The organism is Jeotgalibacillus proteolyticus (genome assembly GCF_002926065.1).
Taxonomy (GTDB): domain Bacteria; phylum Bacillota; class Bacilli; order Bacillales; family Jeotgalibacillaceae; genus Jeotgalibacillus; species Jeotgalibacillus proteolyticus.
The window spans coordinates 357358-384075 of record NZ_PREZ01000005.1 but is presented as its reverse complement, the minus strand read 5'-3'; the positions used below and the strand labels follow the sequence as shown (position 1 = coordinate 384075).

27 protein-coding genes are annotated in these 26718 nt (G+C 43.6%); 23 read left to right on the top strand and 4 right to left on the bottom strand.

Going from position 1 to position 26718, the window contains the following annotated elements; all coding sequences use genetic code 11:
* The 20 genes from C4B60_RS14975 to C4B60_RS14880 all read left to right on the top strand — a co-directional run bounded on the left by C4B60_RS14975 (nt 1) and on the right by C4B60_RS14880 (nt 21328).
* Nucleotides 1-1230 (top strand): glucoamylase family protein, encoded by a 1230-nt coding sequence (locus tag C4B60_RS14975; RefSeq protein ID WP_104058826.1) that lies wholly within the window; start codon nt 1-3, stop codon nt 1228-1230.
* Complete coding sequence (locus tag C4B60_RS14970; RefSeq protein WP_104058825.1) at nt 1227-3641, top strand: beta-galactosidase; 2415 nt, start codon at nt 1227-1229, stop codon at nt 3639-3641. Before C4B60_RS14975 ends, C4B60_RS14970 begins: the two co-directional genes overlap by 4 nt.
* A gap of 312 nt (nt 3642-3953) precedes the next feature.
* Nucleotides 3954-4778, top strand: a complete 825-nt coding sequence (locus C4B60_RS14965) for a M55 family metallopeptidase (protein WP_104058824.1) — start codon at nt 3954-3956, stop codon at nt 4776-4778.
* 12 nt (nt 4779-4790) lie between these two features.
* A complete protein-coding gene (locus C4B60_RS14960) occupies nt 4791-5723 on the top strand; it encodes an ABC transporter permease (protein WP_104058823.1) in 933 nt (310 codons plus the stop codon).
* 2 nt (nt 5724-5725) lie between these two features.
* Complete coding sequence (locus C4B60_RS14955; protein WP_104058822.1) at nt 5726-6676, top strand: ABC transporter permease; 951 nt, start codon at nt 5726-5728, stop codon at nt 6674-6676.
* 13 nt (nt 6677-6689) lie between these two features.
* Complete coding sequence (locus tag C4B60_RS14950) at nt 6690-7724, top strand: ABC transporter ATP-binding protein (RefSeq protein ID WP_104058821.1); 1035 nt, start codon at nt 6690-6692, stop codon at nt 7722-7724.
* Nucleotides 7725-7804: 80 nt separating this feature from the next.
* Complete coding sequence (locus tag C4B60_RS14945; RefSeq protein WP_104058820.1) at nt 7805-9439, top strand: peptide ABC transporter substrate-binding protein; 1635 nt, start codon at nt 7805-7807, stop codon at nt 9437-9439.
* A gap of 148 nt (nt 9440-9587) precedes the next feature.
* Entirely contained in the window at nt 9588-10508 is a 921-nt protein-coding gene (locus tag C4B60_RS14940) for a S66 peptidase family protein (protein WP_104058819.1), read from the top strand.
* A 1-nt stretch (nt 10509) separates the two neighbouring features.
* The gene (locus tag C4B60_RS14935; RefSeq protein WP_104058818.1) at nt 10510-11589 is read left to right on the top strand and encodes a mandelate racemase/muconate lactonizing enzyme family protein; all 1080 of its coding nucleotides are present in this window, start codon (nt 10510-10512) and stop codon (nt 11587-11589) included.
* Between the two features lie 102 nt (nt 11590-11691).
* Nucleotides 11692-12618, top strand: coding sequence for a C40 family peptidase (locus C4B60_RS14930; protein ID WP_245153995.1), 927 nt, complete (start codon nt 11692-11694; stop codon nt 12616-12618).
* Between the two features lie 30 nt (nt 12619-12648).
* The gene (locus tag C4B60_RS14925; protein ID WP_104058816.1) at nt 12649-13608 is read left to right on the top strand and encodes an ABC transporter ATP-binding protein; all 960 of its coding nucleotides are present in this window, start codon (nt 12649-12651) and stop codon (nt 13606-13608) included.
* 466 nt (nt 13609-14074) lie between these two features.
* Nucleotides 14075-14275, top strand: a complete 201-nt coding sequence (locus C4B60_RS14920; RefSeq protein WP_104058815.1) for a cold-shock protein — start codon at nt 14075-14077, stop codon at nt 14273-14275.
* A 194-nt stretch (nt 14276-14469) separates the two neighbouring features.
* A complete protein-coding gene (locus C4B60_RS14915; protein ID WP_104058814.1) occupies nt 14470-15081 on the top strand; it encodes a DNA-3-methyladenine glycosylase in 612 nt (203 codons plus the stop codon).
* A 13-nt stretch (nt 15082-15094) separates the two neighbouring features.
* On the top strand, nt 15095-16096 hold the full coding sequence (locus C4B60_RS14910) for an NADPH:quinone oxidoreductase family protein (RefSeq protein WP_167578679.1): 1002 nt from the start codon (nt 15095-15097) through the stop codon (nt 16094-16096).
* 271 nt (nt 16097-16367) lie between these two features.
* Nucleotides 16368-17450, top strand: a complete 1083-nt coding sequence (locus C4B60_RS14905; protein ID WP_104058812.1) for a type III polyketide synthase — start codon at nt 16368-16370, stop codon at nt 17448-17450.
* 13 nt (nt 17451-17463) lie between these two features.
* A complete protein-coding gene (locus C4B60_RS14900; RefSeq protein WP_104058811.1) occupies nt 17464-17988 on the top strand; it encodes an isoprenylcysteine carboxyl methyltransferase family protein in 525 nt (174 codons plus the stop codon).
* Nucleotides 17989-18325: 337 nt separating this feature from the next.
* Nucleotides 18326-19324: a LytTR family transcriptional regulator DNA-binding domain-containing protein gene (locus C4B60_RS14895; protein WP_104058810.1), complete on the top strand. Its 999-nt coding sequence runs from the start codon at nt 18326-18328 to the stop codon at nt 19322-19324.
* A 182-nt stretch (nt 19325-19506) separates the two neighbouring features.
* Nucleotides 19507-20361: an ABC transporter ATP-binding protein gene (locus C4B60_RS14890; protein ID WP_104058809.1), complete on the top strand. Its 855-nt coding sequence runs from the start codon at nt 19507-19509 to the stop codon at nt 20359-20361.
* Nucleotides 20358-21101 (top strand): ABC transporter permease, encoded by a 744-nt coding sequence (locus C4B60_RS14885; RefSeq protein ID WP_104058808.1) that lies wholly within the window; start codon nt 20358-20360, stop codon nt 21099-21101. Before C4B60_RS14890 ends, C4B60_RS14885 begins: the two co-directional genes overlap by 4 nt.
* Before the next feature lie 38 nt (nt 21102-21139).
* Entirely contained in the window at nt 21140-21328 is a 189-nt protein-coding gene (locus tag C4B60_RS14880) for a DUF6440 family protein (protein WP_104058807.1), read from the top strand.
* Here the strand turns inward: C4B60_RS14880 and C4B60_RS21865 are convergent.
* On the bottom strand, nt 21309-21437 hold the full coding sequence (locus C4B60_RS21865) for a hypothetical protein (protein ID WP_280632275.1): 129 nt from the start codon (nt 21435-21437) through the stop codon (nt 21309-21311). The two genes, C4B60_RS14880 and C4B60_RS21865, sit on opposite strands and share 20 nt — an antisense overlap.
* 596 nt (nt 21438-22033) lie before the next feature.
* On the opposite strand from C4B60_RS21865, the gene C4B60_RS14875 reads away from it, so the two are divergent.
* Both C4B60_RS14875 and C4B60_RS14870 read left to right on the top strand, forming a co-directional pair.
* Nucleotides 22034-22801 carry a threonine/serine exporter family protein gene (locus C4B60_RS14875; protein WP_104058806.1) on the top strand — a complete coding sequence of 256 codons (768 nt, stop codon included), beginning with the start codon at nt 22034-22036 and terminating at the stop codon, nt 22799-22801.
* 29 nt (nt 22802-22830) lie between these two features.
* Nucleotides 22831-23274 carry a threonine/serine exporter family protein gene (locus C4B60_RS14870; RefSeq protein WP_104058805.1) on the top strand — a complete coding sequence of 148 codons (444 nt, stop codon included), beginning with the start codon at nt 22831-22833 and terminating at the stop codon, nt 23272-23274.
* Between the two features lie 92 nt (nt 23275-23366).
* Here C4B60_RS14870 and C4B60_RS14865 read toward each other — a convergent pair whose 3' ends face one another.
* The 3 genes from C4B60_RS14865 to nagA all read right to left on the bottom strand — a co-directional run bounded on the left by C4B60_RS14865 (nt 23367) and on the right by nagA (nt 25579).
* Nucleotides 23367-23525, bottom strand: a complete 159-nt coding sequence (locus C4B60_RS14865; RefSeq protein ID WP_425331168.1) for a YjcZ family sporulation protein — start codon at nt 23523-23525, stop codon at nt 23367-23369.
* A 114-nt stretch (nt 23526-23639) separates the two neighbouring features.
* Complete coding sequence (gene nagB, locus C4B60_RS14860) at nt 23640-24401, bottom strand: glucosamine-6-phosphate deaminase (protein ID WP_104058803.1); 762 nt, start codon at nt 24399-24401, stop codon at nt 23640-23642.
* A gap of 2 nt (nt 24402-24403) precedes the next feature.
* Complete coding sequence (gene nagA, locus C4B60_RS14855) at nt 24404-25579, bottom strand: N-acetylglucosamine-6-phosphate deacetylase (RefSeq protein WP_104058950.1); 1176 nt, start codon at nt 25577-25579, stop codon at nt 24404-24406.
* A 138-nt stretch (nt 25580-25717) separates the two neighbouring features.
* Between nagA and C4B60_RS14850 the strand changes: the two genes are divergently transcribed.
* Nucleotides 25718-26698: an N-acetylglucosamine kinase gene (locus tag C4B60_RS14850; protein WP_104058802.1), complete on the top strand. Its 981-nt coding sequence runs from the start codon at nt 25718-25720 to the stop codon at nt 26696-26698.
* The last annotated feature ends 20 nt before the right edge of the window (nt 26699-26718 follow it).

Below are 26718 nucleotides of genomic sequence, written 5' to 3'. Positions count from 1 at the left end.
ATGACACGCACACAGGAACTGCTGGACAGAGAAGCAAAGGGCTCATTTGATTTTTTCTGGAAAGAAGTAAATAGTGATCCATCAAGTAAGGGATACGGACTAATCCGTGACCATTCAGGAAAAGGCGGAGAGCATGTAGCAAGCATTGCTTCCAATGGATTTGGGTTATCTGCCATCCCGATTGGAATTGAGCGGGGCTGGATCACCCTTGAAGAAGGAAAAGAGCGTACACTTGGCACCTTGAAAACATTTTTCTATAACGTTGAGCATAGGGACGGCTTCTTTTATCATTTTTTAAATATGGAAACGGCTCAAAAAAATGAAGGCTTTTATGACTGTCCTTCGATCATCGATACAGCCATTTTGCTGAACGGGGCAATTACGGCTCGTGAATATTTTGGCGGAGAGATTGCAGAGCTCGCTGATCAAATTTATGACCGTGTTAATTGGCAGGTGTATGTAAACGAAGAAGCGAATCAATTTTATATGGGGATAGATGATGACGGAAAAGGCTTTGGCGCCTGGGATATGTATGCTGAACAGCTGATGCTCTATTTTCTGGCAGTCGGCTCCAGAACCTACCCTGTGTCTCCTGAAATTTATAATGGGTTTAGACGGTTTGAAGGCACATATGGCGATTATACCTTCTACCCTTCACCTGGCGGCCAGCTTTTTACGCATCAATACAGCCATGCCTGGTTTGATTTTTCAAGCTGGATCGATCCGGATGGCATTGACTGGTTTGAAAATTCAGTGAAGGCAACACTCGTAAACCGGCAGTATTGCATCGATCAGCAGGAGGCATTTAAAACCTACAGCAGCGAGTCCTGGGGGCTTACAGCCTGCGATGGTCCAACCGGCTATACGCTGGCAGGGGCGCCGCCTTATTATCCGACAGTGACCGTTCAAAATGACGGAACGGTCGCACCAAGCGGTCCTGCAGGCTCCATTGTCTTTGCAAAGAAAGAGGTAGTTGAATCGCTTGCGTATTTTGATTCGATTGAAGAGCTATGGGGAGATTACGGGCTGATTGACAGCTATAACCTTGAAAAGGATATGCCATGGTACTCAGATAAAGTGATCGGAATTAATAAAGGCGTTACCCTCCTGATGCTCGAAAATGATCATTCAGAGCAAATTTGGAAGCTCTATCATCAAAACGAAAGAATCCAGCTTGCTATAAAAAAACTTGGCTTTCAGCAAAAAGGTGATGGAGGAACAAGTGAATGATTGAAATTAAAGAAAAGAAAATTCTGATCGACGGTGAGCCTGTTTTACTTATGTGCGGGGAAGTTCACTATTATAGGCTTGAACGGAGTGATTGGCAGGCAAGGATTGATCAGCTGAAGCTTTCCGGATGCAATGCAATTGCAACCTATATTCCATGGCTTTGTCACCAGCCTGAAAAAGACATCATTGATATTACCGGCACAACACAGCCGCAGCTTGATATTGTCGGTTTTTTAGATCTTTGCCAGGAAAATGATCTCTATCTATTTGTCCGTCCGGGACCGTTTATTATGGCGGAAATGAAGAACGAAGGGATCCCGCATTGGGTGTATACCGATTACCCTGATGCGATTCCAGTCGGCTGGGACAGTAATGAAGTAACGACAAAAACCCTTGATTACTTGAACCCGGGCTTTTTAAAGGCAGCAAGGGAATGGTACAGCATCATTCTTCCTCCTATACAGGAACGCCTTTATCAAAACGGAGGAAAAGTCATTGCTATACAGCTGGATAATGAAGTGGGCATGCTTTCCTGGGTGAGCAACACGCCTGATTTAACGGACCTCGTCCTTGAGGATTTTACGAATTGGACGAAAGAACGCTACGGCTCCACCGTAAACAGCCGCTATCCGAATGTTTTTTCAGAAGACAGGGATAGAAGAAATGAACTGCTGCGCTCGCCTGCAGAAGAGATCGCTCCTTTTCTATTAAAGGATTTGGGCTACTATATGCGTAGCCGCTTTGCCCGCTATATTAGTATCTTAAGAGGCTATTGTGAAGAAGAAGGAATCAAAGACATCCCGTTTGTCGTTAACATCCACGGAACAGGCGGCGGACGAGGCTTTACGTTTCCGATTGGCATTAGTCAGCTTTTTGAAAGCTATACACAGGATGAGGGGTATTTGTCAGGTTCTGATATTTATTTCGGCGATTTTAATATGGATATGTTCCAGGACCTTTATCTTATTAATGGCTTTATGGATGCCATGCATTTACCGGATCAGCCATTAACCTCTGTTGAATTTAATTGCGGCGACGGGAACTTTGGAAGCACATTCGGGGGAAGAATGGACCCTTCTGCAGCTGATCTTAAGATGCGTATGTGCATCGCGCAGGGCAACAGGCTGATTAATTATTACCTTTTGACAGGCGGCTATAATTACCGGATGGATCAAACGCTGAATGATGGCAATGACCGTATCGCTTTTACAGGAGAACGCCACGGATTTGCAGCTCCGATCAGTCCGGAAGGCGAGCTTAATTTTACCTTTCCAAGAATGGCTGAATCCATCCACCGTGTGATGGCGGTGTCAGATAAGCTTGCGGGGATGAATGAAGAAAAGGACGGAGCAGCCTTTGCCTTTATTCCTGACTACTATATGACGGAATATCGTTATCCGAAAAGCAGCAAGATGAAGGATATCATTGAAAACATTGAACAAAACCGCGGCGGAAGCGCCTGGGAGGTCGTTGCCCGTGCCATGCTTCTTCACGGACTGAGGTTTGGCTCGGTGGATATTCAGCATAAAGAAATTAATAGGGAGATTAAATCTCTTATTGTTCCTTCGGCAAAATATATGCACAGCCATATCCAGGAAAAGCTCGTGTCGTATATGAACAAAGGGGGCAATGTTCTTCTTTATGGAGATCTGCCTCAGTACGATTTTGAAGGGAACCCTTGCACGATTCTTGCAGAAGCAGCCGGCGTTTCCTATAAAACGACGTATCGCGATTCCGGAGACTATTATTTATCTCTTGAAACCTCCAACTTTAGTAAACGCTACCCGGAGGTTCGCACTCATATTGCACATACAGTAGATTTGAAGAAACACGTCACTCCGCTGCTGAGGACCTATGATACGAAGGAAGTATGCGGCTTCGAGTCGCGGGTAGGAGACGGAAAGCTCATTGGCATTCTCACTCATTACAGCTGTGATCTCACTTTTTTTAAAGAGATCTTTGAAAAACTCTCGATTACGCCAGCTCTTACTCATGATTATTCGTACCATGGAATCTTTACTACGTCTGTAGCGAATGAGAACAACGAACGGTTTATTCATCTTATGAATCTGGACGGTCTGAAAAAGAATTTTCATCTCTTTCAAAATGGTCAGCCTTTATTTGAAGAGAACACTGTGTCCCTTCCTTCAAGAACGGGACTTATGCTGCCGGTGGAGATTGCGCTTGAGAAAGCAGTCATATCCTACTCGACTGCAGAAATCAAACACCGTGAACAGGATCGTGTAACATTTGCCCTTCATGGGGAGGAGCAGGTCGCAGTTTTTCAGACTGAACACGAAGTTCTATGCGAGCCTTCAGGTGTACAGGTTAAAAAAGAAGGCAGGCGCTATACAATCATCATGAATAAATATGATTGCCGGGGAGAAGATGTGACTGTTACCTTCGCTTAAATCATTATTTCGGCCAAACAATATATGCTCAATTTAGAGAGGCATCATTCTTTTGGGATGGTGCTTTTCTTCTTTACTCTGCCTCCTTGATGAAAATAAATTTCGTCTGGGTGATTTTAACAGATCAATATGTAGAAACACTGGTAAAATAGGGATTTTTACCCTCAGAGACGACCCCGTTTTACGTCTTATGCGCCTCTAAATAGTCCTTCCTTCATTTGAAGGAACTGCTTTATTTTGGTATAGTAGTGAGAAAATTGTGATTTTAATAGAATAATATGAAAGCTTTTGAGAGAAAAGGGGTTAGGGGTCTTGAAGGTATATTTATCTGTAGATATGGAAGGCATCACTGGATTACCGGACTATACATACGTCAGCTCTAACGAAAAGAATTATGAACGGGGAAGAAGAATTATGACCCGTGAAGCAAACTATGTGATTCAGGCAGCTTTTGACCAGGGAGCCACAGAGGTACTGGTGAATGATTCTCATTCTAAAATGAATAATCTGCTCATTGAAGAACTGCATCCTGACGCAATGCTGATCACGGGAGATGTAAAGCCTTTTTCAATGGTCCAGGGGCTTGATGCCAGTATGGATGCGGCGATTTTCATTGGGTATCATGCCAGAGCCGGTCAAAAGGGTGTCATGTCGCATGCGATGACATGGGGCGCAAGGAATATGTACATAAACGATGAGCCGATAGGAGAGCTTGGCTTTAACGCCTATGTTGCAGGCTTCTATGGAGTTCCTGTGGTATTAGTGGCAGGAGATGACTGTGTGGCAAAAGAAGCTGATCTGCTTTTAAAGGGCGTACATACTGCAGCTGTAAAGGAGACCATTTCCAGGTCTGCGGTAAAAAGTCTTACACCTGTTAAAGCGGGAGAGCTCTTAACAAAACAAACCGCTCTTGCGCTGCAAAACAGGGCTCAATGCTCCCCGCTTGCTCCGCCGGAAAATCCGGTGTTAAAAGTGGAGTTTACAAATTACGGAGAAGCTGAATGGGCCAGTCTGATGCCTGGTGCTGCGATTATTCCCGGCACCTGTATTGTCACCTATCAAGCAAAAACAATCCTGGAGGCGTATCAGGCAATGCTTGTCATGACAGAGCTTGCGATGCGCACCACATTTTGTTAGGAGGCAGACAGAGTGGCTAAATACATAGTTAAACGTTTTTTCATCATGATCATTACCGTTCTTTTAATTGCCACACTGACCTTCTTTTTAATGCACTCCATCCCGGGCTCTCCATTTAACCAGGAGAGGGGAACAAGTGAGGCCGTGCAGGCGAATTTAGAAGCATTTTACGGACTCGATCAGCCATTATATGTTCAATACGCGATGTACATAAAAAGTATTATTACATTTGATTTTGGCCCGTCAATTAAAAACCCGAACCAGACGGTAAATGACCTTTTATCGAGAGGGTTTCCGATTTCCTTTGAGCTTGGGATTATCACCATTTTAACGGCACTGGTCTCAGGAGTTACCCTCGGCATTATCGCAGCTCTACGCCACAACGGCTTTATTGATTATCTTGCCATGACCTTTGCAGTGCTTGGCATATCGATCCCAAACTTCGTGTTAGCCACGCTTGTCATTCAGCAGTTTGCCGTTAATTGGGGCATTCTTCCTGCAGCAACATGGTCTAGCCCTGCTCATATGGTGCTGCCGACACTCGCACTTGCAACCGGGCCAATGGCCATCATTGCCAGATTAACGCGATCCAGTATGCTTGAGGTGCTGACGCAGGACTATATCAAAATGGCAAAAGCCAAGGGGCTTACACCGTTCAGGATTATCATAAAGCATGCACTGAAAAATGCGATGATGCCTGTTGTCACGATTTTAGGGACATTAATTGCAGGAATTTTAACAGGGACATTTGTTATTGAAAAAATCTTCGCGATCCCGGGCATGGGGAAATATTTCGTTGACAGCATTAATAACCGTGATTATCCCGTCATTATGGGAACAACGGTATTTTACAGCTCTATTCTTGTGTTCATGCTGTTTCTCGTGGATATTGCATACAGCTTACTTGACCCTAGAATCAAGCTAAACGCAAAAGGGGGAGAGTAGACGTGAATAAACAGCAAACAAATCTTCCGTCTAAACAGGATATTCCGGAGGATTGGTTCAAACCGATCGGCAAGAATCGTGAAAAAGCAGAGGATGTAGTACGCCCGTCTCTTTCTTATTGGCAGGATGCATGGAGGAGACTGTTGAAAAACAAGCTTGCTATGGGCGGACTCGTTTTCTTAGTTCTTTTGGCGTTAATGGCCATTTTTGGTCCATTGCTGACTCCGCATTCACCAACGGCGCAGAATCTGCCTAATCAAAATCAGGCTCCAAGTATGAATCATTATTTTGGAACAGATAATCTTGGCCGCGATGTTTTTACCCGCACGTGGTACGGGGCAAGAATTTCCCTTTTTGTTGGACTCGCCGCTGCGTTAATTGATTTCTTTATTGGCATTATTTACGGCGGGGTTGCCGGCTATAAGGGCGGGCGTACAGACTCAGTTATGATGAGAATCGTAGAGATTTTATACGGCCTGCCATATTTATTGGTTGTTATTTTGCTGCTGGTTGTCATGGGACCGAGCCTGACAACGATTATTGTGGCGCTGACAGTGACAGGATGGATTGGAATGGCGAGGATTGTCAGGGGACAGGTCATGCAAATTAAAAACTATGAATTTGTAGCCGCCTCCCAATCCTTCGGGGCTAAAACCTCCCGGATTATTAAAAAGAATCTGCTGCCAAATACGATGGGACCGATTATTGTCCAAATGACGTTGACCGTTCCGACAGCTATTTTTGCAGAAGCCTTTTTAAGCTTTTTAGGACTTGGCATACAGGCGCCCCATGCAAGCTGGGGAGTAATGGCCAATGATGCCCTTTCTACTATTATATCGGGGCATTGGTGGAGATTATTTTTCCCTGCGCTCTTTATTTCCTTAACAATGTTTGCGTTTAATGTACTGGGAGACGGACTTCAGGACGCGCTGGATCCGAAGCTGCGCAAATGATAGGAGAGAAACGATGAAGATAGCAAACGATGAAAAGATAAAACAGAATCCAAAAGCCAAGACGTATGAACAGCCGGTTCTTCAAGTAGACAATCTTGAAGTAACCTTTAAAACGTATGGCGGAACCGTTCAGGCAGTAAGGGGCGTAAGCTTTAACATTATGAAGGGGGAAACACTTGCCATCGTCGGGGAATCCGGGTGCGGCAAAAGTGTAACCTCAAGCGCCATTATGGGGCTGATCCCATCACCGCCAGGCAAAATTACAAATGGACAGGTTATGTTTAATGGCCGGGATTTAACCGGTCTTGCAAAAAATGAACTGCGGAAAATCAGAGGCGCTGATATCTCCATGATTTTTCAGGATCCAATGACTGCATTGAATCCAACATTAAAAATCGGTGATCAACTAATCGAAGGAATAATGCAGCATACCTCCATTTCAACAGCCGATGCAAAGAAAAAAGCGATTGAGATGATGAAGCTGGTCGGCATTCCGAATCCAACTGAACGAATGAAGCAATATCCTCACCAATTCAGCGGAGGAATGAGACAGAGAATTGTTATCGCGATTGCTTTAATGTGTGAGCCAGAGCTATTAATTGCGGACGAACCGACAACCGCTCTTGACGTAACCATCCAGGCGCAAATTCTGGAACTGTTTGAAGAAATCCAGCAAAAAACGGGAGTAGCCATTATTTTAATTACACATGATCTTGGCGTTGTCGCTAAGATTGCCAACCGGATTGCTGTTATGTATGCAGGGAAAATCGTTGAGACCGGAACGAAGCGGGAAATTTTTTACGAGCCCAAGCATCCTTACACGCAGGGGCTGCTTAATTCCGTACCGCGTCTGGATTTAAAAGGGAAGCCGCTCGAGCCGATTGAAGGCACACCGCCGGATCTTTTTGCGCCTCCTGTCGGCTGCCCATTTACCGCAAGATGTCCGCATGCGATGACAGTATGTGAAAAAATAATGCCGCAGCAAACAGCTCTTTCCCAATCTCATGGTGTCAACTGCTGGCTGCTCGATGAACGGGCTCAGCGTTAATTTCCTGGCTTAAAAGAGACGCTTCGAAAGCCGAACAGCTTTTAAGCCGGGGCTTTTACTACATAAAAGGGGGAAACAAGATGAAAAAGTGGGGAATCTTTTTGTTCTCAATCATGCTGGTGCTTGTATTAGCAGCATGTACAGCCAATGAAGAGGCCGGTGAAGACCCGGAGAACAGCGATGATGAAAATCAAGAGGAGTCAAGCGGTGAAAAGGTCTTACGAATGAATAATGGAACAGAACCGACGTCATTAGACCCATCGATCGGCTTTGATGCTGCATCGTGGAATGTCCTTAACAACCTGATGGAAGGATTAACCCGTCTTGGAGAGGATCATCAGCCGCAGGAAGCTGTCGCAGAATCATGGGAGGTTTCTGAGGATGGCCTGACATATACCTTCCATATCAGAGAAGATGCAAACTGGTCAAATGGAGACCCTGTTACAGCTGAAGACTTTGTTTATGGATGGACGTATATGCTCGATCCATCTACTGCTTCATCTGCTGCGTTTCTTGCTTATTTTATCGAAGGAGCAGAAGACTTTAACAGCGGTTCGGGTGATGCAGAAGCTCTTGGTCTTGAAGCCATTGATGAAAAAACCTTTGAGGTAACGCTAAATGCGCCGACTGGAGCATTCCTTAACATTATCTCAAATCCATCCTTCTTCCCGGTAAATGTAAGTGCCGCTGAAGAAAATCCTCAGTGGTATGCAGAAGCAGATTCGTTTGTTTCAAATGGTCCCTTCATGCTTGAATCATGGGAGCATTCAAGTGAGCTTGTCATGGTGAAAAACCAAGAGTACTGGGATGCAGATACAGTAAAGCTGGATAAAGTTCACTGGGCTATGGTGGACGATGTAAATACAGAATATCAAATGTTTGAAAGCGGAGATTTGGATATTTCAGAAATCCCTGCAGATGTCGCTGATCAATTAATTGATGGTGACAATGTAGTCATGGAGGATCAGGCTGGTCTTGCCTTCTACCGTTTTAACGTGACAGAAGAGCCATTCCAAAATGAGAAAATCAGAAAAGCCATTGCGATGTCTGTAAACCAGCAGGAAATTGTTGATTATGTAACGAAAATGGGTGAAGAGCCGGCTTACGGTTTTGTAGCACCAGGCTTTACCGATGCAGATGGAAATGATTTCCGTGAAACGAATGGAGATCTACTCGAATATAACCCGGATGAAGCGAAAGCCCTTCTTGAAGAAGGCATGGAGGAAGAAGGGTATGACGAACTTCCTCAGGTCACTTTGTCATATAGTAATACAGAAGCAAACCGTGTAAGAGCTGAAAGCATTCAGCAAATGATTAATGAGACACTTGATATTAACCTGGAGCTTAGAAGCTCTGAAAGCAGTGTTTTCCTTGACGAGCAGCGTGCACTACAGCATCAATTTACAACAAGCTCCTTCCTGCATGACTATGCGGATCCAATCAATGCACTTGAAAGCTTTATCACGGACTCTTCTATGAACCGTACGGGCTGGTCAAATGCAGAATACGATCAACTGATTGCAGACGCAAAAACAGAAGCAGATGAGCAGGCGCGTTTTGAATTGTTATATGAGGCTGAAAAGCTGTTAATGGATGAAATGCCAATCTTCCCTCTTTACTTCTACAACCAGGTTTACCTGTATGCAGATGATGTGAACAACATCGTACGCCACCCGGTGGGCTATGTAGAACTGAAATGGGCTGACAAACAATAACAGCTTTATCGCAGTTTAAATCAACGGACTAATTTTAATGTAGAGGGAGCGCTTCTTTTGCGCTTCCTTTCATATGACGGATTATTTTCTTTGCTGTGAAAAGGAAGGGTCATTCCTTATTTTTCAGAGCAAAGAAAGGAGAATGTACATGATACTGCCAAAAAAACTCAAAAGAGGGGACACTGTCGGGATCATTGCCCCGGCAAGCCCCCCCAATCAGGAAAATCTCGAAAAATCCTTTTCGTTTCTAAAGGAGCTTGGCCTAAACGTTAAAATAGGCAGTCACGTGAAAGAAGTGTACGGCTATTTGGCTGGAACAGACGAAAACCGCCTTCGTGACCTTCACACCATGTTCAGCGACCCGTCAGTTGATGCGATCATCTGCGCGGGCGGCGGCTATGGCACAGCTAGAATAGCAGCCCATATCGACTACAGCCTAATTAAGAATAACCCTAAAATATTTTGGGGCTACAGTGATATAACCTTTTTACACACCGCCATCAGACAGGAAACAGAACTCGTAACCTTCCACGGACCGATGCTTGCATCAGATGTTGGAAAAGAGGAATTTCAGGATTTATCAAAGAAAATGTTCCTGCAGCTTTTTGAACCGAAGGAGCTCCATTACAGCGAGCAGATCTCCCCGCTTGAGGTCATTTCAGAAGGGGAACGGACAGGAGATCTTGTTGGCGGAAACCTTTCGCTTATTCAAAGCTCAATTGGAACACCTTATGAGCTTGATACAGAAGGAAAGCTTCTTTTTATCGAGGATATAGATGAACCGCCTTACCGGGTTGACGGGATGCTGAACCAGCTATTAATGGCAGGAAAACTGCAGGCAGCAGCGGGAATAGTCGTTGGAGATTTTAAAAATGCGGTCCCTACTAATAACAAGCCTTCTCTTTCGCTAGATGAGGTGCTAGAGCATTATCTTGGCGGACTCCAAACGCCTGTTTTAAAAGGCTTTAAAATCGGCCATTGCGAACCGCATTTTTCCATTCCTTTAGGAGTGAAAGCCAGACTATCCTCCAAAACAAAATCTCTGACGATTATGCCAGGGGTTCAGTAGGATGAAGATCCAGGCAATAGAGACATTCAAAATTACCGTACCATTAAAAAAACCGTTTAAAACCGCCTTGAGAACGCTGGCTGTTGCTCAAAGTGTCGGGGTGAAAATGACGACTGAGGACGGAAAAACAGGCTACGGGGAAGCGCCTCCCACCCATGTAATTACAGGAGATTCACTTGCAAGTATTGAAGCTGCTATCAATGAGGTTATGGCGCCTGTCCTGTTAAACGAGTCATTGCTTGAAAGAGAAAATCTATTATTTCGTTTAAATAAATCGATGGTAAATAACACAAGTGCAAAAGCGGCGCTTGACTGTGCGATCCATGATCTGCTGGCTCAGTATGCAGGAATGCCGCTGGTTCATTTTTTAGGAGGAAGCAAGACCGAGTTCCTCACAGATTATACAGTCAGTGTAAATGAGCCGGAAGAAATGGCTGGGGACGCTCACCAGTTTGTACAGGATGGCTTTTCCATATTAAAAATAAAGGTTGGGACAGGCACCATTCAGCAGGATCTTGACCGGATCAAGGCCATTAGAGAAAAAGCGGGATACGGGTGCAGACTGAGACTTGATGCGAATCAGGGCTGGACCGCCAAGGAAGCTATTTATGCGATTCGTAAGATGGAGGACGCAGGGATGGATATTGAACTTGTGGAGCAGCCCGTTAAGGCACACGACATTCAGGGGCTTAAGCAGGTGACTGATCATACATCGACACCTATTATGGCTGACGAAAGCGTGTTTAGTCCTCAGGATGCGATCCAGGTGCTTCAAACAAGAAGCGCTGACTTGCTTAATATTAAGCTCATGAAAGCAGGAGGCATTCACCAGGCCCTGACGATCAATAAGCTGGCAGAAGCCTACGGCGTTCCCTGCATGGTCGGCAGCATGATTGAAACAAAAATCGGCATCACAGCAGCCGCTCATTTTGCAGCAAGCCAGCATAATATCACTCACTTTGATTTTGATGCACCACTTCTTCTCGCAAAGGATATAGTCAGCGGCGGAGTGGAGTACAGAGGAGAAAAAATGCATCTGTCCGAAGCTCCGGGACTTGGTATTACTGGAATTACAAACTAAAAAACAAAAATGAGTGAGGGGAGGATGCGAGACACCCGCGGAAAGCGAGCATCCTACCCGAACGGGTTTATAACCATTCATTCAACAAGGGAGGAGATCAGTTTGAGCATCAGCGCAGCACAGGTTAATGTAACCGTCGCGACCCTCTGGACAGAACCGGCATCCGTACGAGCCGTTGACCAAAAAGCCATCCAGCACCCGGTGAACGCAAAAGGCTGGATCAGCGGTTTAACTGCTGAAGATAAAAAAGCCCTGCTTGACGAAAACCGCGTCCAGTCCCAACTCTTATATGGAGAAACCGTCTACATCACAGACGAACAACAAGGCTTTGCAAAGGTCGTCATCCCAAGCCAGGCATCCAAAAAGGACTCCAGGGGCTACCCGGGGTGGATACCTGCTGTCCAGTTGACCAAAGCTGAAAACGAAGACATCGAAGAGCTTCATCAGCTTCCAATAGCTCGAGTAAAAGAAAAATCAGTTATGCTTTTTGATAAAAAAGGCCAGGAAATCATTCCTTTAAGCTTTAACACCCTTTTGCCCATTTCACAGGAGCATGATCACTTTTGGGAGGTCATCACTCCCCATGGTGCAGCCTTTTTAAAAAAAGAAGCTGTTACTACATATCCCTCCATTCAGGCAATTCCAACGAAAAATGGACAAAGCATTGTCAGGGAAGCAGAGAGATTTACGGGGCTTGAGTATTTGTGGGGCGGAATGAGCAGCTATGGCTACGATTGCTCAGGGTTTTCCTACACCATGCTAAGAGCAAATGGCTATATCATCCCGAGAGATGCATCTGACCAGGCAAAAAGCGGACTTCACATTGAAAAAGAAAACGTCCAGCCTGGGGATTTACTGTTCTTTGCTTATGAAGAAGGAAAGGGAACGCTGCATCATGTAGGGATATATTATGGGGATGGAAAAATGATTCATTCTCCTACACCAGGCAAAAAAATAGAGATTCAAACAATACAAGGAAGCTTTTATGAAAAAGAATGGTGCGAGACACGGCGGTACTGGAAAGAATGAACCGGAGAATAGAATACTGGAGGCATTACGATGGCAAATGAAGTGTTATTAGAGGTTAAGGAGCTTAAAAAGCATTTTGACTTGGGGAAAAATCAGCTTCTGAAAGCTGTCGATGGCGTAAGCTTTGATATCTTTAAAGGAGAGACGCTGGGGCTCGTCGGCGAATCAGGCTGCGGAAAATCCACGACTGGACGGACTGTTATGGGAATGTATAACCGGACAGCAGGAGAGGTGGAGTATGCAGGGCAAAATGTTCACGGAATGAATGAAAAAGAACGCTTTTCCTTTCTTCGCAATATGCAAATGATTTTTCAGGATCCTTATGCCTCCCTAAATCCGAGATCCACTGTACTTGAAATTATTTCAGAGCCGATTGAAATACACGGGCTGATTAAAAATAAGAAAGAGTTAAAAAAGAAAGTGCATCAGCTTTTGGAGGATGTGGGATTAAACCGTGATCATGCAAATCGTTACCCGCATGAGTTCAGCGGAGGACAAAGACAGCGGATCGGGATTGCACGTGCGCTGGCTCTTGATCCAGACTTTATTATTGCGGATGAGCCCATTTCAGCTTTGGACGTGTCGGTACAGGCCCAGGTCGTTAATCTATTAAAGGATTTGCAGGAGGAGAAAGGGTTAACTTATTTGTTCATTGCACATGATCTGTCGATGGTTAAGCATATTTCTGACAGGATCGGGGTTATGTATCTTGGCAATATGATGGAACTGACCTCAAGCGGAGAGCTTTACGACAATCCACTCCATCCTTACACCCAGGCGCTGCTATCTGCTATTCCTATTCCTGATCCTGATATAGAAGAACAAAGGGAGCGGGTTTTATTACAAGGAGAGCTGCCCAGTCCGATTAATCCGCCAAGCGGCTGTGTATTCAGGACGCGCTGTCCGCTTGCACAGGATCGATGTGCAGCCCAGAAGCCTGAATGGAGAGAAGTGAAGAAGGACCATTTTGTTTCCTGCCATTTTGTGTAAAAAGAAATAGGGATGTTTGTCGAAGCCTCCTATAGGGAATATTCTAAACAAAACAGGAGGGATCAATATTATGGGAAAATTAGTGCGTAATGTTATTAAATTCGGTCCAATTATTTACCCGATTATAAGAAAGTTTATGAGGAACAGAAAGACAAAAAAATATTAAAGAAGTTAAGTCCGCCAAAAATGCGGACTTTTTTGTATTAAAATAGAGAAAAAATTAAAAAAATTGTCGAAAAACAGAATAAAAACTCGTTGACAAGATCCTTTAAATAAGTTATTCGATAAAGGGTTGCTATTTGTTTTTATACGTGCTAAGATTGGTCTATGCTTAATAAGTAACAATCTTTTAATTCACATGTTAACAGGAATTATATTTCTTTTGACAGTGTAGTTCGTGTTAACATGTGGATTGTCTATTTTTACAGCGTTAAGTAAAATTTAATTAATTGTTGGAGGTTTTACCATGAACGAAGGTACAGTAAAATGGTTTAATGCAGAAAAAGGATTTGGCTTCATCGAGGTTGAAGGCGGCGAAGATGTATTCGTACATTTCTCAGCTATCACTGGAGAAGGCTTCAAATCTCTTGAAGAAGGCCAACGCGTAAGCTTTGATATCACTCAAGGTAACCGTGGCGACCAAGCTGCTAACGTTGTAAAATTATAATTTTTACAATCCGGAACGACTGACAGATTTTCTGTCAGTCGTTTTTTTGTCGTTATACATAACTTTTTTCCTTAGTCCGGTGTAAAACTTTCTTTATTTAAAACTGGAAAATATTTTATACAGCGTTTCAGACAGCCCATCATAAGGGAATGTAGAGTAACAGTTAGCTTTTATAAGACAGGAGCGTTCGACCAATGGAGCATTATCAAGCTTTACCGCAAGCCTTTTATAGCCAGCCTACACTTGAGCTTGCCAAGAGCCTTTTAGGCTGTTTGCTGGTAAAGGAAACGGAGGAGGGGCTCGCTTCAGGGTATATTGTGGAAACGGAAGCCTATATGGGACCTGAGGACCGTGCAGCTCACAGCTTTGGCAATCGAAGAACAAAAAGAACGGAGATTATGTTTGGGCAGGCTGGATCGGTGTATACATATACCATGCACACGCACACGCTTGTCAACGTAGTAAGCAGTGAAATCGGCAGACCGGAAGCAGTCTTAATCCGGGCAGTCGAACCGCTTGAAGGAAAATCTCTGATGGAAATAAGACGGGCTGGCCGTCCTCAGTTTGAATGGACGAACGGTCCGGGTAAATTAACAAAAGCCTTGGGTATAACGATGGACGACTATGGTAATCATTTTACCTCCCCGCCTTTACTAATTTGTGAAGGATGGACGAAAAGTTCCTTTGCTATATCAACTGGACCCAGAATCGGCATAGATAATACCGGGGAAGCCCGGGATTATCCATGGAGGTTTTGGGCATCAAATAATCCATATGTTTCAAAAATAAGGAGAAAAATGAACTGATAAGGGGTGGGTAATGATGTCGAGTTTCCGGGCAGTAGTAATAGATAAAAAAGAGGAAGATGTCACAGTAGAGGTCAAAAACATCGAACAAAACAGTCTCCCAAAAGGAGATGTTTTAATCAGGGTTGCCTATTCAAGTGTTAATTTTAAGGATGGGCTTGCAGGAGTCAAAGACGGAAAAATTGTCCAGTCCTATCCGATGGTGCCAGGAATTGACCTTGCAGGTACAGTCGTTTCTACGACAGACCCGCGCTTTAACGAGGGTGATCATGTTATTGCAACAAGCTACGATATTGGTGTCTCTCATTATGGAGGTTACAGTGAGTTTGCCTGCATACCGGCAGAATGGGTTGTGCCGCTGCCACAGAATATGACCTTAAAAGAAGCAATGGTATATGGAACGGCAGGCTTTACTGCAGCTCTTTCCATCCATCGATTAGAAGCAAACGGTCTTACGCCTGATCAGGGAGAGGTCCTTGTAACCGGTTCTACCGGGGGAGTTGGAAGCATGGCCGTTGCGATGCTTGCGAAGCGTGGATATAAAGTCGTCGCAAGCACGGGCAAGGAAGCTGAACATGAACATTTGAAAAAAATAGGCGCCGACAGCGTGATTTCACGTGAAGAGGTATATGATGGCGGAAAGCTTAAGCCCCTGCAAAAAGGCATTTGGCAGGCGGCTGTCGATCCTGTAGGCGGCAAAAGCCTGGCAGCTGTGCTCAGCAAAATTAAACAGGGCGGTTCCGTGGCAGTGAGCGGATTAACAGGAGGCACCGACGTTCCTACGACGGTTCATCCATTTATTTTAAGGGGAGTAAACCTCCTTGGAGTAGATTCAGCCTATTGTCCAATGCCGCTAAGACAGGAGATCTGGACCCGTCTTGCCAGTGATTTAAAGCTTGATGATATTACTGATCTGATAGACAGAGAGGTTTCCCTGGAAGAAACACCTGAAGCAATGCGCGATATTTTACAAAGCAAAATACGCGGACGTGTATTAGTGAGAATGGATTCTTAAAAAAAGTCCGTGACATAACAATAATTATAGAAACGTGAGGTGAATGGCGCGTAAGGGGGTGACTCCTGCTTAGAGGAAGCGGGAGCTTGAGATCCACTTGCGAAGCAAGTTAGCAAAGGGACCCGTCCCGCGGAAAAGCATCCCCCTGAAGCGCAGTGAATCGGGTAAAAAGAGGCTGAGACGACATTTGTCCCGGTCTCTTTTTTTGTTTAAAACCCCATGGCAGGGAAATACTAGTGAAATCTGAGTTCATTTCCAGGAGGGAAGTTCCTTGCCAAAGATTTTATCTGTCAGCTCCCATAAACCGGCGTATAAAGTAAATCAGGAAGATACAGCAGCCCTGACGCGAAAATTATTTCAACACGATTTTAATGAAATAGACCGCCTGATGAACGTTTTTCAAAATGGTGAAATTAAAACAAGACATTTTTGCGTGCCGTTAGAATGGTTTGAACAACCACATGATTTTGAGGAACGAAACGAGCTTTATATAAAACTTGCCACACAATTAGGGCAGGAAGCGATTATAGCCTGCTTAAAAAACAGGACGTTTTTAGAGGATGACATTTCCTGTGAGGATATCGATGCGATCCTATTTGTTTCAAGCTCGGGAATTTCAACTCCAAGTGTGGATGCAAGAATTATGAATAAGCTTCCTTTTAAAGATACGCTAAAACGGATCCCGATCTGGGGCCTGGGCTGTGCAGGCGGTGCCGCAGGACTTAGCCGTGCATATGATTACTGCCTCGCACATCCTTCTGCAAAGGTGCTTGTGCTTTGTGTTGAGCTTTGCAGCTTAACCTTTCAGCATGGAGATCGGTCAAAAAGCAATTTGATTGGCGCCTCTTTATTCGCCGATGGGGTGGCCTGTGCGCTTGTTGCGGGAGACCAATCGGATATAAGAACAAAAAAACCTGTGCCGGATATTATATCGACTGCTTCCAAATGGATGCCAGACTCTGAGGACGTCATGGGGTGGGAGGTTAAAAACAGCGGGCTGCATGTTGTTTTCTCAAAGGATATTCCATCCATTATTGGCGGGTGGCTTGGTCCGTTTGTTCAGCAATTTCTCTCGGATCAACATATAAACACTGAAAGCATCTCCCATTTTGTTGCTCATCCCGGAGGAAAAAAGGTACTCCGTGCCTACGAAAAAGCCATGAACTATTCAACTGAAAAAACAAGCCACTCAAGAGAAGTGCTAATTCAAAACGGGAATATGTCTTCACCGACCGTTTTATATGTTTTGGAGGAATTTATGAAAACGGGCGAATGTGCACCGGGAGAGTACGGGCTAATGACAGCACTTGGCCCGGGGTTTAGCGGCGAACTTTTGCTGTTGAAATGGGGCTAAGGAGGTAGAGGACATGATTTTTTATTTTGTATATAGCGCCGTGCTGCTTCAGCGGCTGGCAGAGCTTGTACTGGCAAAGGAAAACGAAAAATGGATGAGAGAGCGGGGAGCATTTGAAGCAGGCGCTTCCCATTATCCCTTTATGATCGCCCTTCACGCCGGTTTTTTTATCTGCCTGCTCGTTGAGACTGTGGCATCAAATAAACCACTTTCACCTATATGGCCGTTTCTCGCGTTTCTTTTTATTTTAACCCAGGTCCTCAGAGTATGGTGCTTATATTCATTAGGACGTTTTTGGAACACAAAGATTCTCATTCTGCCGGGAGCGAAGGTAGTAAGAAGAGGACCTTATGCCTTTATAAAGCACCCCAACTACGTAATCGTAACCATTGAAATCCTCCTCCTGCCACTCATTTTTCAGGCCTATGTCACCGCAGCAGTCTTCACCCTCCTGAATGCAGCTATGCTTTCTGTCCGAATTCCGGCAGAAGAGAAGGCCTTGAAAAGCGTTACCAATTATCAAAGGGCATTTGAATAATTTAAAAAGGATAGATCCCCTGGAAGCTGATGCAGTAAAAAGCAGCTTCCTTTTTTAGGAAGAACGGTTTATAAAAATTTTGAGGCTTAACAAATACAAATTGAGTGTCAACTGATACAAGCATTGGTGGGGAGGCAAGCTTTAATTTTTATATGGTACAAAAGGAAATGATGGAAATGTATGATCATTAAAAACCAATGGGTGAGGTTTCTTAAAAAATTACGGGGCAGGGCACTTGCATCTTGTAAGAATAAATAAAAAGGTATCTTTCCCAGATTTCATGTTCTAGTATGTAATCTATAAAGTAAAAAACATCAGAAACGGATGGCGAGTACGAATGAACTTAGTGACGTTAGAAAACGTAATGAAGCAGAAGAATAATCGCACGGTCTTAAAAGGGATAGATTTGATGATTGAGGAGTATTCCCAAATCGGCATCAAAATGTCCAGAGAAGAAAGTGAGCTTTTTTTTGAACTGCTTTCGGGTAAAATTACACCTTCTAGCGGACATATTTATAGAGAAACAAATTCCGTATTAGCTGATATTAGAGAAGATGGCTTGTATGAAAATTTAACGGTGCAGGGTTATTTGAATTTCTTTAAGAAAATTTCGGATTTTGAATCTTCTCCAGAAGGTTATATTGCGGCATTCTCACTGTCTGACGTGTGGCAGACAAAAATAAAACGGCTGACGATCGATCAGATGCGAAGAGTCAGTATGTTTCGTATGTTTTTGATGTCTCCCAAGCTGTTGTTAATTGAAAGTCCTCTAACCAATTTAACGGATGAAGGCATTGAACTGTACTTAAAAGGGGTGGAACATTTGCGGAACGCAAAGATCACCATTTTGTTTACTTCCCATTACATAGAAGAGCTCCTGCTGTTAAGCAAGGAGGTTTATCGATATTATCCTCAAACCGGTCTGCAAAAGACCGATCTCGCAATTGAGGCAGAGCCGGACGACGAGATAAAAGATGAGCCGAAGGAGATAAAGCCAAGCATTGTTTATAAAGTGTCAAGTAAGCTGGAGGATAAGACGATCTTTTTTAGTCCGGATGAAATTGATTTTATAGAAAGCATAAACAGTGTGAGTAATATTCGTATCGGTGAAGAATATTTTCCGTCTGATTTAACAATGAATGAACTGGAAGGAAAGTTAGGGAAATTCGGCTTTTTCAGGTGCCACCGTTCCTATTTAATTAATTTGCAGCGTGTATCCGAATTAGTTAGTTATTCTAAAAACAGTTACACATTAATTTTGAAAGGGAACCCCAAGGTGAAATTACCTCTTTCGCGATCCCGGCTTGAAGAAATGAAGGAATTAATAGGTTTTTAACGTACCATTGAGGTTGAAATTCGTATATTTCAGCCTCGTTTTTTTACATTTGAGCACTTCTTAGTACTGTTCAACGAATTTTTACGACTTTTCGATGTTCTTCTCCTACTATAGAGATCAGGAAGTTAACTTCTTGAATGCCATTCAACCAATAGGTTCGAAAGTAACGAAGGAGAGATAAAATGAAAAAACGTAAAGTGATTAATGTTGAACATTTATCAAAGAAGTTTCATAAAGAAACGGCGTTAAAGGATTTGAATTTTAGCGTTCATGAAGGAGAAATTATCGGCTTTCTCGGACCTTCCGGGTCTGGGAAAACCACGACGATTAAAATATTGACCGGCCAGCTGCCTCAAACCTCTGGTAAAGCTTCAGTATTAGGAAAACCTACAGAACAAATAGATGAGGAGATTTATGAGCAGGTAGGCATCGTCACGGATAACAGCGGACTATATGAAAGACTGACGGTCTACAGAAATTTAACCGTATTTGCGAAGCTGCTGGATGTAGAAAAACAGCGCGTCGATTTTCTTTTAAAAAAAGTAGGATTGTATGAGGATAAAGATAAACTGGCGAGCAAGCTGTCTAAGGGGATGAAGCAGCGGTTAATTTTGGCGAGAGCAATGCTTCACGAGCCTAAAGTGCTGTTCCTTGATGAACCGACTAGCGGATTGGACCCCGTGAACTCTGAAGCGATTCATGACCTGCTGCTCGAATTAAAAAAGATCGGTACAGCCATCTTCCTAACTACTCATAATATGGAGGAGGCAGCCAAGCTATGTGACCGGGTCGCTCTGCTAAACGACGGCCTGATCGTAGAAAATGACTCTCCTAAAGCGTTAACCCTTAAATTCAATAAAAACAAACAGTATCAGGTTTTATTAAAGAATGAGATCGAACATACTTTGCCTCATACAAAAGAAACGATAGAAAAAATCAGCAAATGGATGGCGAGTGATGAGTTACTAACGATTCATTCGTGCGAACCAACGTTAGAAAAAGTTTTCTTAGAAGTAACAGGGAGGGAATTAGTGTGAAGGTATCACTGAAAAAAATTAATGCCATCTTTCAATTAAAACTACAACTGCTGCTAGGAAATATGAGTGTGATCTTAACCCCTGTCTTCGCCATCGGTTTTGTTCTGATTATGAAAAATCTTATCCCTGAGGTCAATGTGGAGGAGGAGGGAGTTACCTTTTTAACAGGTGCTTTCCTACTGGGGTTCGGACTTATCTTTAACATTGGGATCGGCGGGGTTTCAATGAGCAGCCATCCGATCGCTGAAGAAAAGGAAAAGAACACATTAAGAGTGCTCATGACCTCTTCTGTCAACGGTGTGGAATATTTTATTGGCAGTATGCTGCCGACGCTAATCATCTTAATGCTCGTCAATGTGCTATTGATTCCTGTCAGTGGAATTGCTTTTGGTGATATTCAAATGCCGACCTATCTCTTAATTACAGCAGCTGCCAGCATTATCAGTATCTTAATTGGCTATATTATCGGGATTGTCTCGAAAAACCAGACACAAGCCGGTCTTGTAGGTATGCCAATTTTACTTGTCTTAACTTCCGCACCATTGTTCCGTATTTATAATGAAATGATCGCCGATGTCCTTAACTACACCTATGCAGGAGTCCTGACTAACCTATCGCAAGGATTGTTTTCCGGGGGCTACGAATGGAGTTTATTAGATAGTAGTGTACTGATCGGCTGGTTCGTCGTTTGTTTAGGACTGTTTGTCTACGTTTATAAAAGAAACGGGCTGGACAGGTAAAGAAGAAGTTAACTTTAATAATAAAAGGAGGACTAAAAATGTTTAAAAAAGAAGAAGGGCGCTTTCACGTAAAATCCTCAGAATACTTTTCAAATACGCAATTGACGGTTTTGATTGACAAAGAAACGGGTGTTCACTATCTTCATTCCTGGATTACCTCAGGAGGCGGGGGGCTTACTCCGTTGTTAGATGAAAACGGAGATGTAATCATAAATAAAAATTTTTAAGAAATTCATTCATTATTTCCACTTCCCATGCATGGAAGTCAAGCGCCGCCAGCTGAATTGCATTCTCTAGCACAATCTGATCTGCTTCTGTTACTGTCTTTTCGTCCATTGCGTATTGCACCATAGCAATCCCGTCAGTAATAGATGAGTAAACAATTTGTCATATTTTCCATATTTAACACCTCTTGGTCAAGCTATGCCCTTTAAAAACTTTCTTAAAAGTTATTTTGAATAATTATCCAAATTAAAGAGAAAATATATGGAGCAGGATCAAATAAATATCTCAGAGATTAATGGAAGTGAAAAAACTCATAACCCTCTAAATTAAAGCAGCAAATGAATTATCAGGAGTTGATTGAAGCGGAAGTGGGTGACTCCTGCGGGATCAAGCGGGGAAGCTGAGATCCATTGGCGCAGCCAATTAGCTCAGCCCCGCCCCGTGGAAAGCATGCCCCCTGCAGGATGAAACGGGAGCTTGAGATCCACTTGCGCTAGCAAGTTAGCTTAAGCCCCGTCCTGCGGAAAGCATCCCCCTAAAACGGAAATCAACACGCCACATTAAGAACCCTAAACTTAATTACATTCCAAGATACATAAAGCTTACAAAATCCCCCTTTACCAAATTAACGCAAAAAACACCCTCAACCCCAACCCCTCATGATACACTGAACCATAGAAAAGAAGATGAAAGCCGGAGCGATCAAAATGAACCTAGAACAATCTATAGAAAAACAATACGACATCATGGACGTTAGCCTACTGGCCGGAAAAATCATGCTCGAAAGCGGTGCCGAAACCTATCGCGTAGAAGACACAATGATGCGCATTGCTGCTTCTTACGGCATCAAAGAATCACACAGCTACGTTACCCCGACCGGCATTATGTTCTCCATCGAAACAGAAGAACCAACCAAAACAAAACTAATGAGAATCTCAGATAGAACCACAGATCTGAAAAAAGTAATGCTTGTTAACAGCACCTCCAGACGCATCTCCAATGGGGAGCTCGACGTACCGCAGGCGTATCGAATCTTAAAGCAAATTGACCGATCTGAAGAAACATATTCTCTTAAGATCAGAATTGGTGCTGCTTCCATTGCAAGCGGCTGTTTTTTACTCATGTTCCAGGGAAGCACTGCGGATTTTATCCCTGCCGTTATAACCGGAGGAATCGGGTTTATGAGCGTAGTGTATTTTCAACAGCTTATATCGATCAAATTTTTTGCTGAATTTATGGCTTCTTTCATTATCGGGCTGCTTGCATTATTATTTATCCAGCTTGGAATTGGCCAGGAACTCGATAAGATCATTATCGGCTCCGTTATGCCGCTTGTGCCTGGTCTTTTAATTACGAATGCTGTGCGGGACTTGATGGCAGGCCATTTAATATCAGGCCTTTCAAAAGGAGCGGAAGCCTTTTTAACTGCTTTTGCCATCGGCTCTGGTATCGCAGTGGTTGTGACCTTTTTATAAAAAAGCATTTGTTGAAAAGAGGAAAGTAAATGGCGATGTTGATCCAGCTGATCACCAGTTTTATAGCAGCTATGGGTTTTGGTATTATTTTTAATGCCCCGAAGGAGTCTTTGTGGAAATGCGGGTTTGTCGGCATGCTTGGCTGGATGACCTATATTCTCATAACCGCTCAGGGGGTTGATGAGGTGCCGGCTACTGTGGCGGCAGCATTTTTAATCGCCATTGTTAGCCAGGTCTATGCAAAAGTATATAAAGCGCCTATTATCATTTATATTGTGGCAGGCATTATCCCGCTTGTTCCTGGAGGAATGGCCTATAATGCCATGCGAAACTTTGTAACAAATGACTATATTACTGCACTTTCTTTGGCGGCCAAGGCCTTTATGATTTCGGGCTCCATTGCGATGGGCATTGTCTTTTCAGAGGTCGTCAATCAGCTGTTAAAGCAAAGCAGGCTGAAGAGAATCGGTTAACTGGATGGAAATTAAAAAAGAAGCCAATCCGGCTTCTTTTTTTTGTTAAACCCCAATCTGCTGTGCTGCAGCAAAAGGAGAAGAGTATTTAATTAATACTTGCAAAATGAAGCACCAATAATAATCAAAAGAATAAATAAAACTACGATCAGCGCAAAGCCTCCACGGTAGCCATAGCCTCCGTATCCGCCGTGGCCTCCACAGCCGCCGCCGTATCCTCCGCCGTATCCCCACATAAAGATCACCTCCATGAAGAATCTTAGATGTCTTAAACATCTTTTATATCCTATGATGAAATTGCATGAGTGATTGGGTGATTATCATCAACAAAAACAGGACATTTTCAAGAGAAAATGTCCTGCTGGTTAAAGGTATTCTACATTAAAGATGGTTTCAGATGACGAACTTACTTCAGACCAGGCTTCTCTGTCTGCAATGAGAACAACGTCTGAGTGCTGCAGGAGAGCGGAGGCAGGAAATTTTTCATCAATGCCGCCGTCTAATAGGCGTTTAATTGCTGCTGCCTTTTTAGTTCCTGAAGCCAAAAGAAGAATTTGTCTGCTTTTTAGGATCGATTTAATCCCCATCGTAATGGCATGTGTTGGTACCTGATCCACCGAATCAAAAAAGCGGGCATTTGCTTTTCTGGTAGAGGAAGCCAGCTGAATAACATGGGTTTCACTTGAGAATTTGCTTCCAGGTTCATTAAAGCCGATATGTCCGTTTTCACCAATCCCGAGTACTTGAACGTCTGGAGGACCGATTTCATTGATAAGTTTTTCATATCGGCTGCATTCAACGTCAAGCGGCTCCGCCAGACCGTTTGGAATATGAGTTTGATGAGAGGGGATATCGATATGGGAAAAGAAATTTTCTCTCATAAACGTGTGGTAGCTTTGCAAATGATTCCGATCAAGTCCAATGTATTCGTCAAGGTTAATCGTCTGGACATTCTGAAACGACAGACCGTTGTTCTCATAGCGGGAAATGAGCTCCCGGTATAATCCCATAGGCGTACTGCCTGTTGCCAGCCCGAGAACAGCGGATGAATTTTTTAAATAATCTTCTACAATATCGGCTGCTTTATAGCTAAGCTCCTGATAGTTCTTCGTAACAAAAATTCTCAAGGCTACTCCTCCTTTGTAAAGGTTATTTCCCCCCTGCAAATGGTTAAAACAACATCATAATGCTCGGATACAATTACAATATCTGCATCCTTACCTTCTTGAATGCTTCCTTTGCGGTCCCAAACGCCAATCTGCTTAGCTGCATTTTTTGAGGTAATCGCGACTAATTCTTTAATCGTAATGCCAATAAGTTTGCGCATATTCAGAACTGCTTCCTGCATGGTTAAGATGCTGCCTGCAAGTGTGCCATCACTCAGTCTCGCTTCTTTATCTTTCACAAAAACCTCCTGGCCGCCTAGATCATATTTGCCATCGGGAAGTCCTTTTGCCCGAATAGCATCAGTGATAAGAATCGTCCTGTCTGCCCCTTTTGTAAGATAAGCAAGCTTCACTGCATTTGGATCAATATGTACAAAGTCTACAATCATTTCAACCGAAAGCTCGTTCAGCAGAAAGCTTGCTCCAACAACACCGGGCTCCCGGTGATGCAGGGGGCTCATTTGATTAAAAAGGTGAGTAACATGGTTTGCTCCGTTAGATACAGCTTGTTCCACCTCTGAATAAGCTGCATCAGAATGGCCTATAGAAGCGGTTACGCCAGAATTGCTGACGTGGCTGATAAAAGTCTGTCCGCCTTCCATTTCAGGAGCTGAGGTCGTTAAACGGATCATGCCTCCGCTTTCTTTTTGCCATTGATCAAAAAGTCCGTTGGAAGGGAGAGTGATGAATGCTGAAGGCTGAGCCCCGGCTTTGGATGGTGAAATAAAAGGTCCTTCAAGATGAATTCCAAGCATTTCAGCTTGTCCTGAAGCAGGTTGTTTTTTACCGAAATTACCGGCTGCTGATACGGCTCTCGTTATGGCTTCCTCTGATTGGGTCATCGTCGTGGCTAAGAAGCTGGTCGTTCCCTCAGCCGGAAGCGCACGTGAAATTCCATCTATCGCTTCATAGGTTGCGTCCATCACATCATGACCTGCTGCACCGTGAATGTGAAGATCGATGAAGCCGGGAACTGCTGTCCATTTTTCACCACTTGCATCAATAATCTGATCAGCAGGCTCGCTGATTGAAGCGGCAATCCTAATAATTTTCCCATCTTCAATAAGCAGATCACCATATAACAGTTCTTCATTTTCTAAATAGATCATCAGCTGTTTAAGTAGAATTATTTTGCTCATGAGTATCCCCACTTTTGTTAATGTATTTTTAAATAACTCCAATTATACTTCCTTTGAAATAAAATATCAGTATTTTCGAAATATATTGACATAAAAAATCAGCGACATTATAATTAAAAAAAACAGTGGAGGAAAAGGATGGGATATGTAATTGGCGTTGATGGGGGCGGAACGAAAACCGCTTACTCCATTTGTAAACTAAATGAGAGCCACCCAGCTCTTATCCAGCCTGCTTTTACACTTATTGGGGAAGGAACAAATCCCCAGGCGATCGGCTTTAAAGAAATGGCCAGCCGTATTGCAAACACCCTGCTGGAGTTCCTTCAAAAGGAATCCATACTGCCCTCTGAGGTAAAAAGCATATGCTGCGGATTAGCAGGTGTAGGACGACAAGATGATGAAACGATGGCTCTACAGGCCTTAACGGAACCGCTTTACAGGGCAGGGTTTCACCCGGATATGCCTCTCATGATTTGTTCGGACTTATATATCGCCATAAAAGGAGCGCTTAAGCCCGAGGAAAAAGAAGGCATTCTTATTATATCAGGAACCGGCTCCAATGCGATTGGACTGACAGGGAGGGAAGAGGTTGTTACAAGTGGGGGCTGGGGCCATATTTTAGGCGACGAAGGCAGCGGCTACCAAATCGGTTTACAAGCCTTAAATAGATTGACAAGAACTTATGATAAGAGGGCAGATAAAACGATTTTAAGCTCTATGATTCTGACAAACCTTAACATGACCAGGGAAACGGAACTCATCTCATACATATACAGCAAAAAATCAGGTAAACACGACATCGCTAAGCTTGCGAAGCTTGTCATCGAGGCTGCAGACAGGGGGGATCCTGCTGCCCTGACTATTTTACAGAACGCAGCGGATGAACTTGTTCTTCATGTGAAAAGCCTGTTTAACATGCATGACGGCTTTAATGAAAAAACCATTGTTACGACAGCAGGCTCCATTTTTACTCATTCTGAAATCATAAGAGAACGGTTTAAAAATGAATTGGGTAAAGAGAATCTCGGTATATACCAGGAGCCTTACAGCTCCCCGTTAAATGGTGCAGTTCTCATTGCATTGGAGCAGCTTAGGGAAAAGCATTCTTCCAAAGAATAAGGGATTCCTTGACTAATAGA

What these genes read in the sequence shown, in the direction of transcription:
- C4B60_RS14975 (WP_104058826.1), top strand. Translation starts at nt 1, where the DNA reads ATGACACGCACACAGGAACTGCTGGACAGAGAAGCAAAGGGCTCATTT.
- C4B60_RS14970 (WP_104058825.1), top strand. Translation starts at nt 1,227, where the DNA reads ATGATTGAAATTAAAGAAAAGAAAATTCTGATCGACGGTGAGCCTGTT.
- C4B60_RS14950 (WP_104058821.1), top strand. Translation starts at nt 6,690, where the DNA reads ATGAAGATAGCAAACGATGAAAAGATAAAACAGAATCCAAAAGCCAAG.
- C4B60_RS14945 (WP_104058820.1), top strand. Translation starts at nt 7,805, where the DNA reads ATGAAAAAGTGGGGAATCTTTTTGTTCTCAATCATGCTGGTGCTTGTA.
- C4B60_RS14940 (WP_104058819.1), top strand. Translation starts at nt 9,588, where the DNA reads ATGATACTGCCAAAAAAACTCAAAAGAGGGGACACTGTCGGGATCATT.
- C4B60_RS14935 (WP_104058818.1), top strand. Translation starts at nt 10,510, where the DNA reads ATGAAGATCCAGGCAATAGAGACATTCAAAATTACCGTACCATTAAAA.
- C4B60_RS14925 (WP_104058816.1), top strand. Translation starts at nt 12,649, where the DNA reads ATGGCAAATGAAGTGTTATTAGAGGTTAAGGAGCTTAAAAAGCATTTT.
- C4B60_RS14920 (WP_104058815.1), top strand. Translation starts at nt 14,075, where the DNA reads ATGAACGAAGGTACAGTAAAATGGTTTAATGCAGAAAAAGGATTTGGC.
- C4B60_RS14915 (WP_104058814.1), top strand. Translation starts at nt 14,470, where the DNA reads ATGGAGCATTATCAAGCTTTACCGCAAGCCTTTTATAGCCAGCCTACA.
- C4B60_RS14910 (WP_167578679.1), top strand. Translation starts at nt 15,095, where the DNA reads ATGATGTCGAGTTTCCGGGCAGTAGTAATAGATAAAAAAGAGGAAGAT.
- C4B60_RS14900 (WP_104058811.1), top strand. Translation starts at nt 17,464, where the DNA reads ATGATTTTTTATTTTGTATATAGCGCCGTGCTGCTTCAGCGGCTGGCA.
- C4B60_RS14895 (WP_104058810.1), top strand. Translation starts at nt 18,326, where the DNA reads ATGAACTTAGTGACGTTAGAAAACGTAATGAAGCAGAAGAATAATCGC.
- C4B60_RS14890 (WP_104058809.1), top strand. Translation starts at nt 19,507, where the DNA reads ATGAAAAAACGTAAAGTGATTAATGTTGAACATTTATCAAAGAAGTTT.
- C4B60_RS14880 (WP_104058807.1), top strand. Translation starts at nt 21,140, where the DNA reads ATGTTTAAAAAAGAAGAAGGGCGCTTTCACGTAAAATCCTCAGAATAC.
- C4B60_RS21865 (WP_280632275.1), bottom strand. Translation starts at nt 21,437, where the DNA reads ATGGACGAAAAGACAGTAACAGAAGCAGATCAGATTGTGCTAGAGAAT.
- C4B60_RS14875 (WP_104058806.1), top strand. Translation starts at nt 22,034, where the DNA reads ATGAACCTAGAACAATCTATAGAAAAACAATACGACATCATGGACGTT.
- C4B60_RS14870 (WP_104058805.1), top strand. Translation starts at nt 22,831, where the DNA reads ATGGCGATGTTGATCCAGCTGATCACCAGTTTTATAGCAGCTATGGGT.
- C4B60_RS14865 (WP_425331168.1), bottom strand. Translation starts at nt 23,525, where the DNA reads ATGGAGGTGATCTTTATGTGGGGATACGGCGGAGGATACGGCGGCGGC.
- nagA (WP_104058950.1), bottom strand. Translation starts at nt 25,579, where the DNA reads ATGAGCAAAATAATTCTACTTAAACAGCTGATGATCTATTTAGAAAAT.
- C4B60_RS14850 (WP_104058802.1), top strand. Translation starts at nt 25,718, where the DNA reads ATGGGATATGTAATTGGCGTTGATGGGGGCGGAACGAAAACCGCTTAC.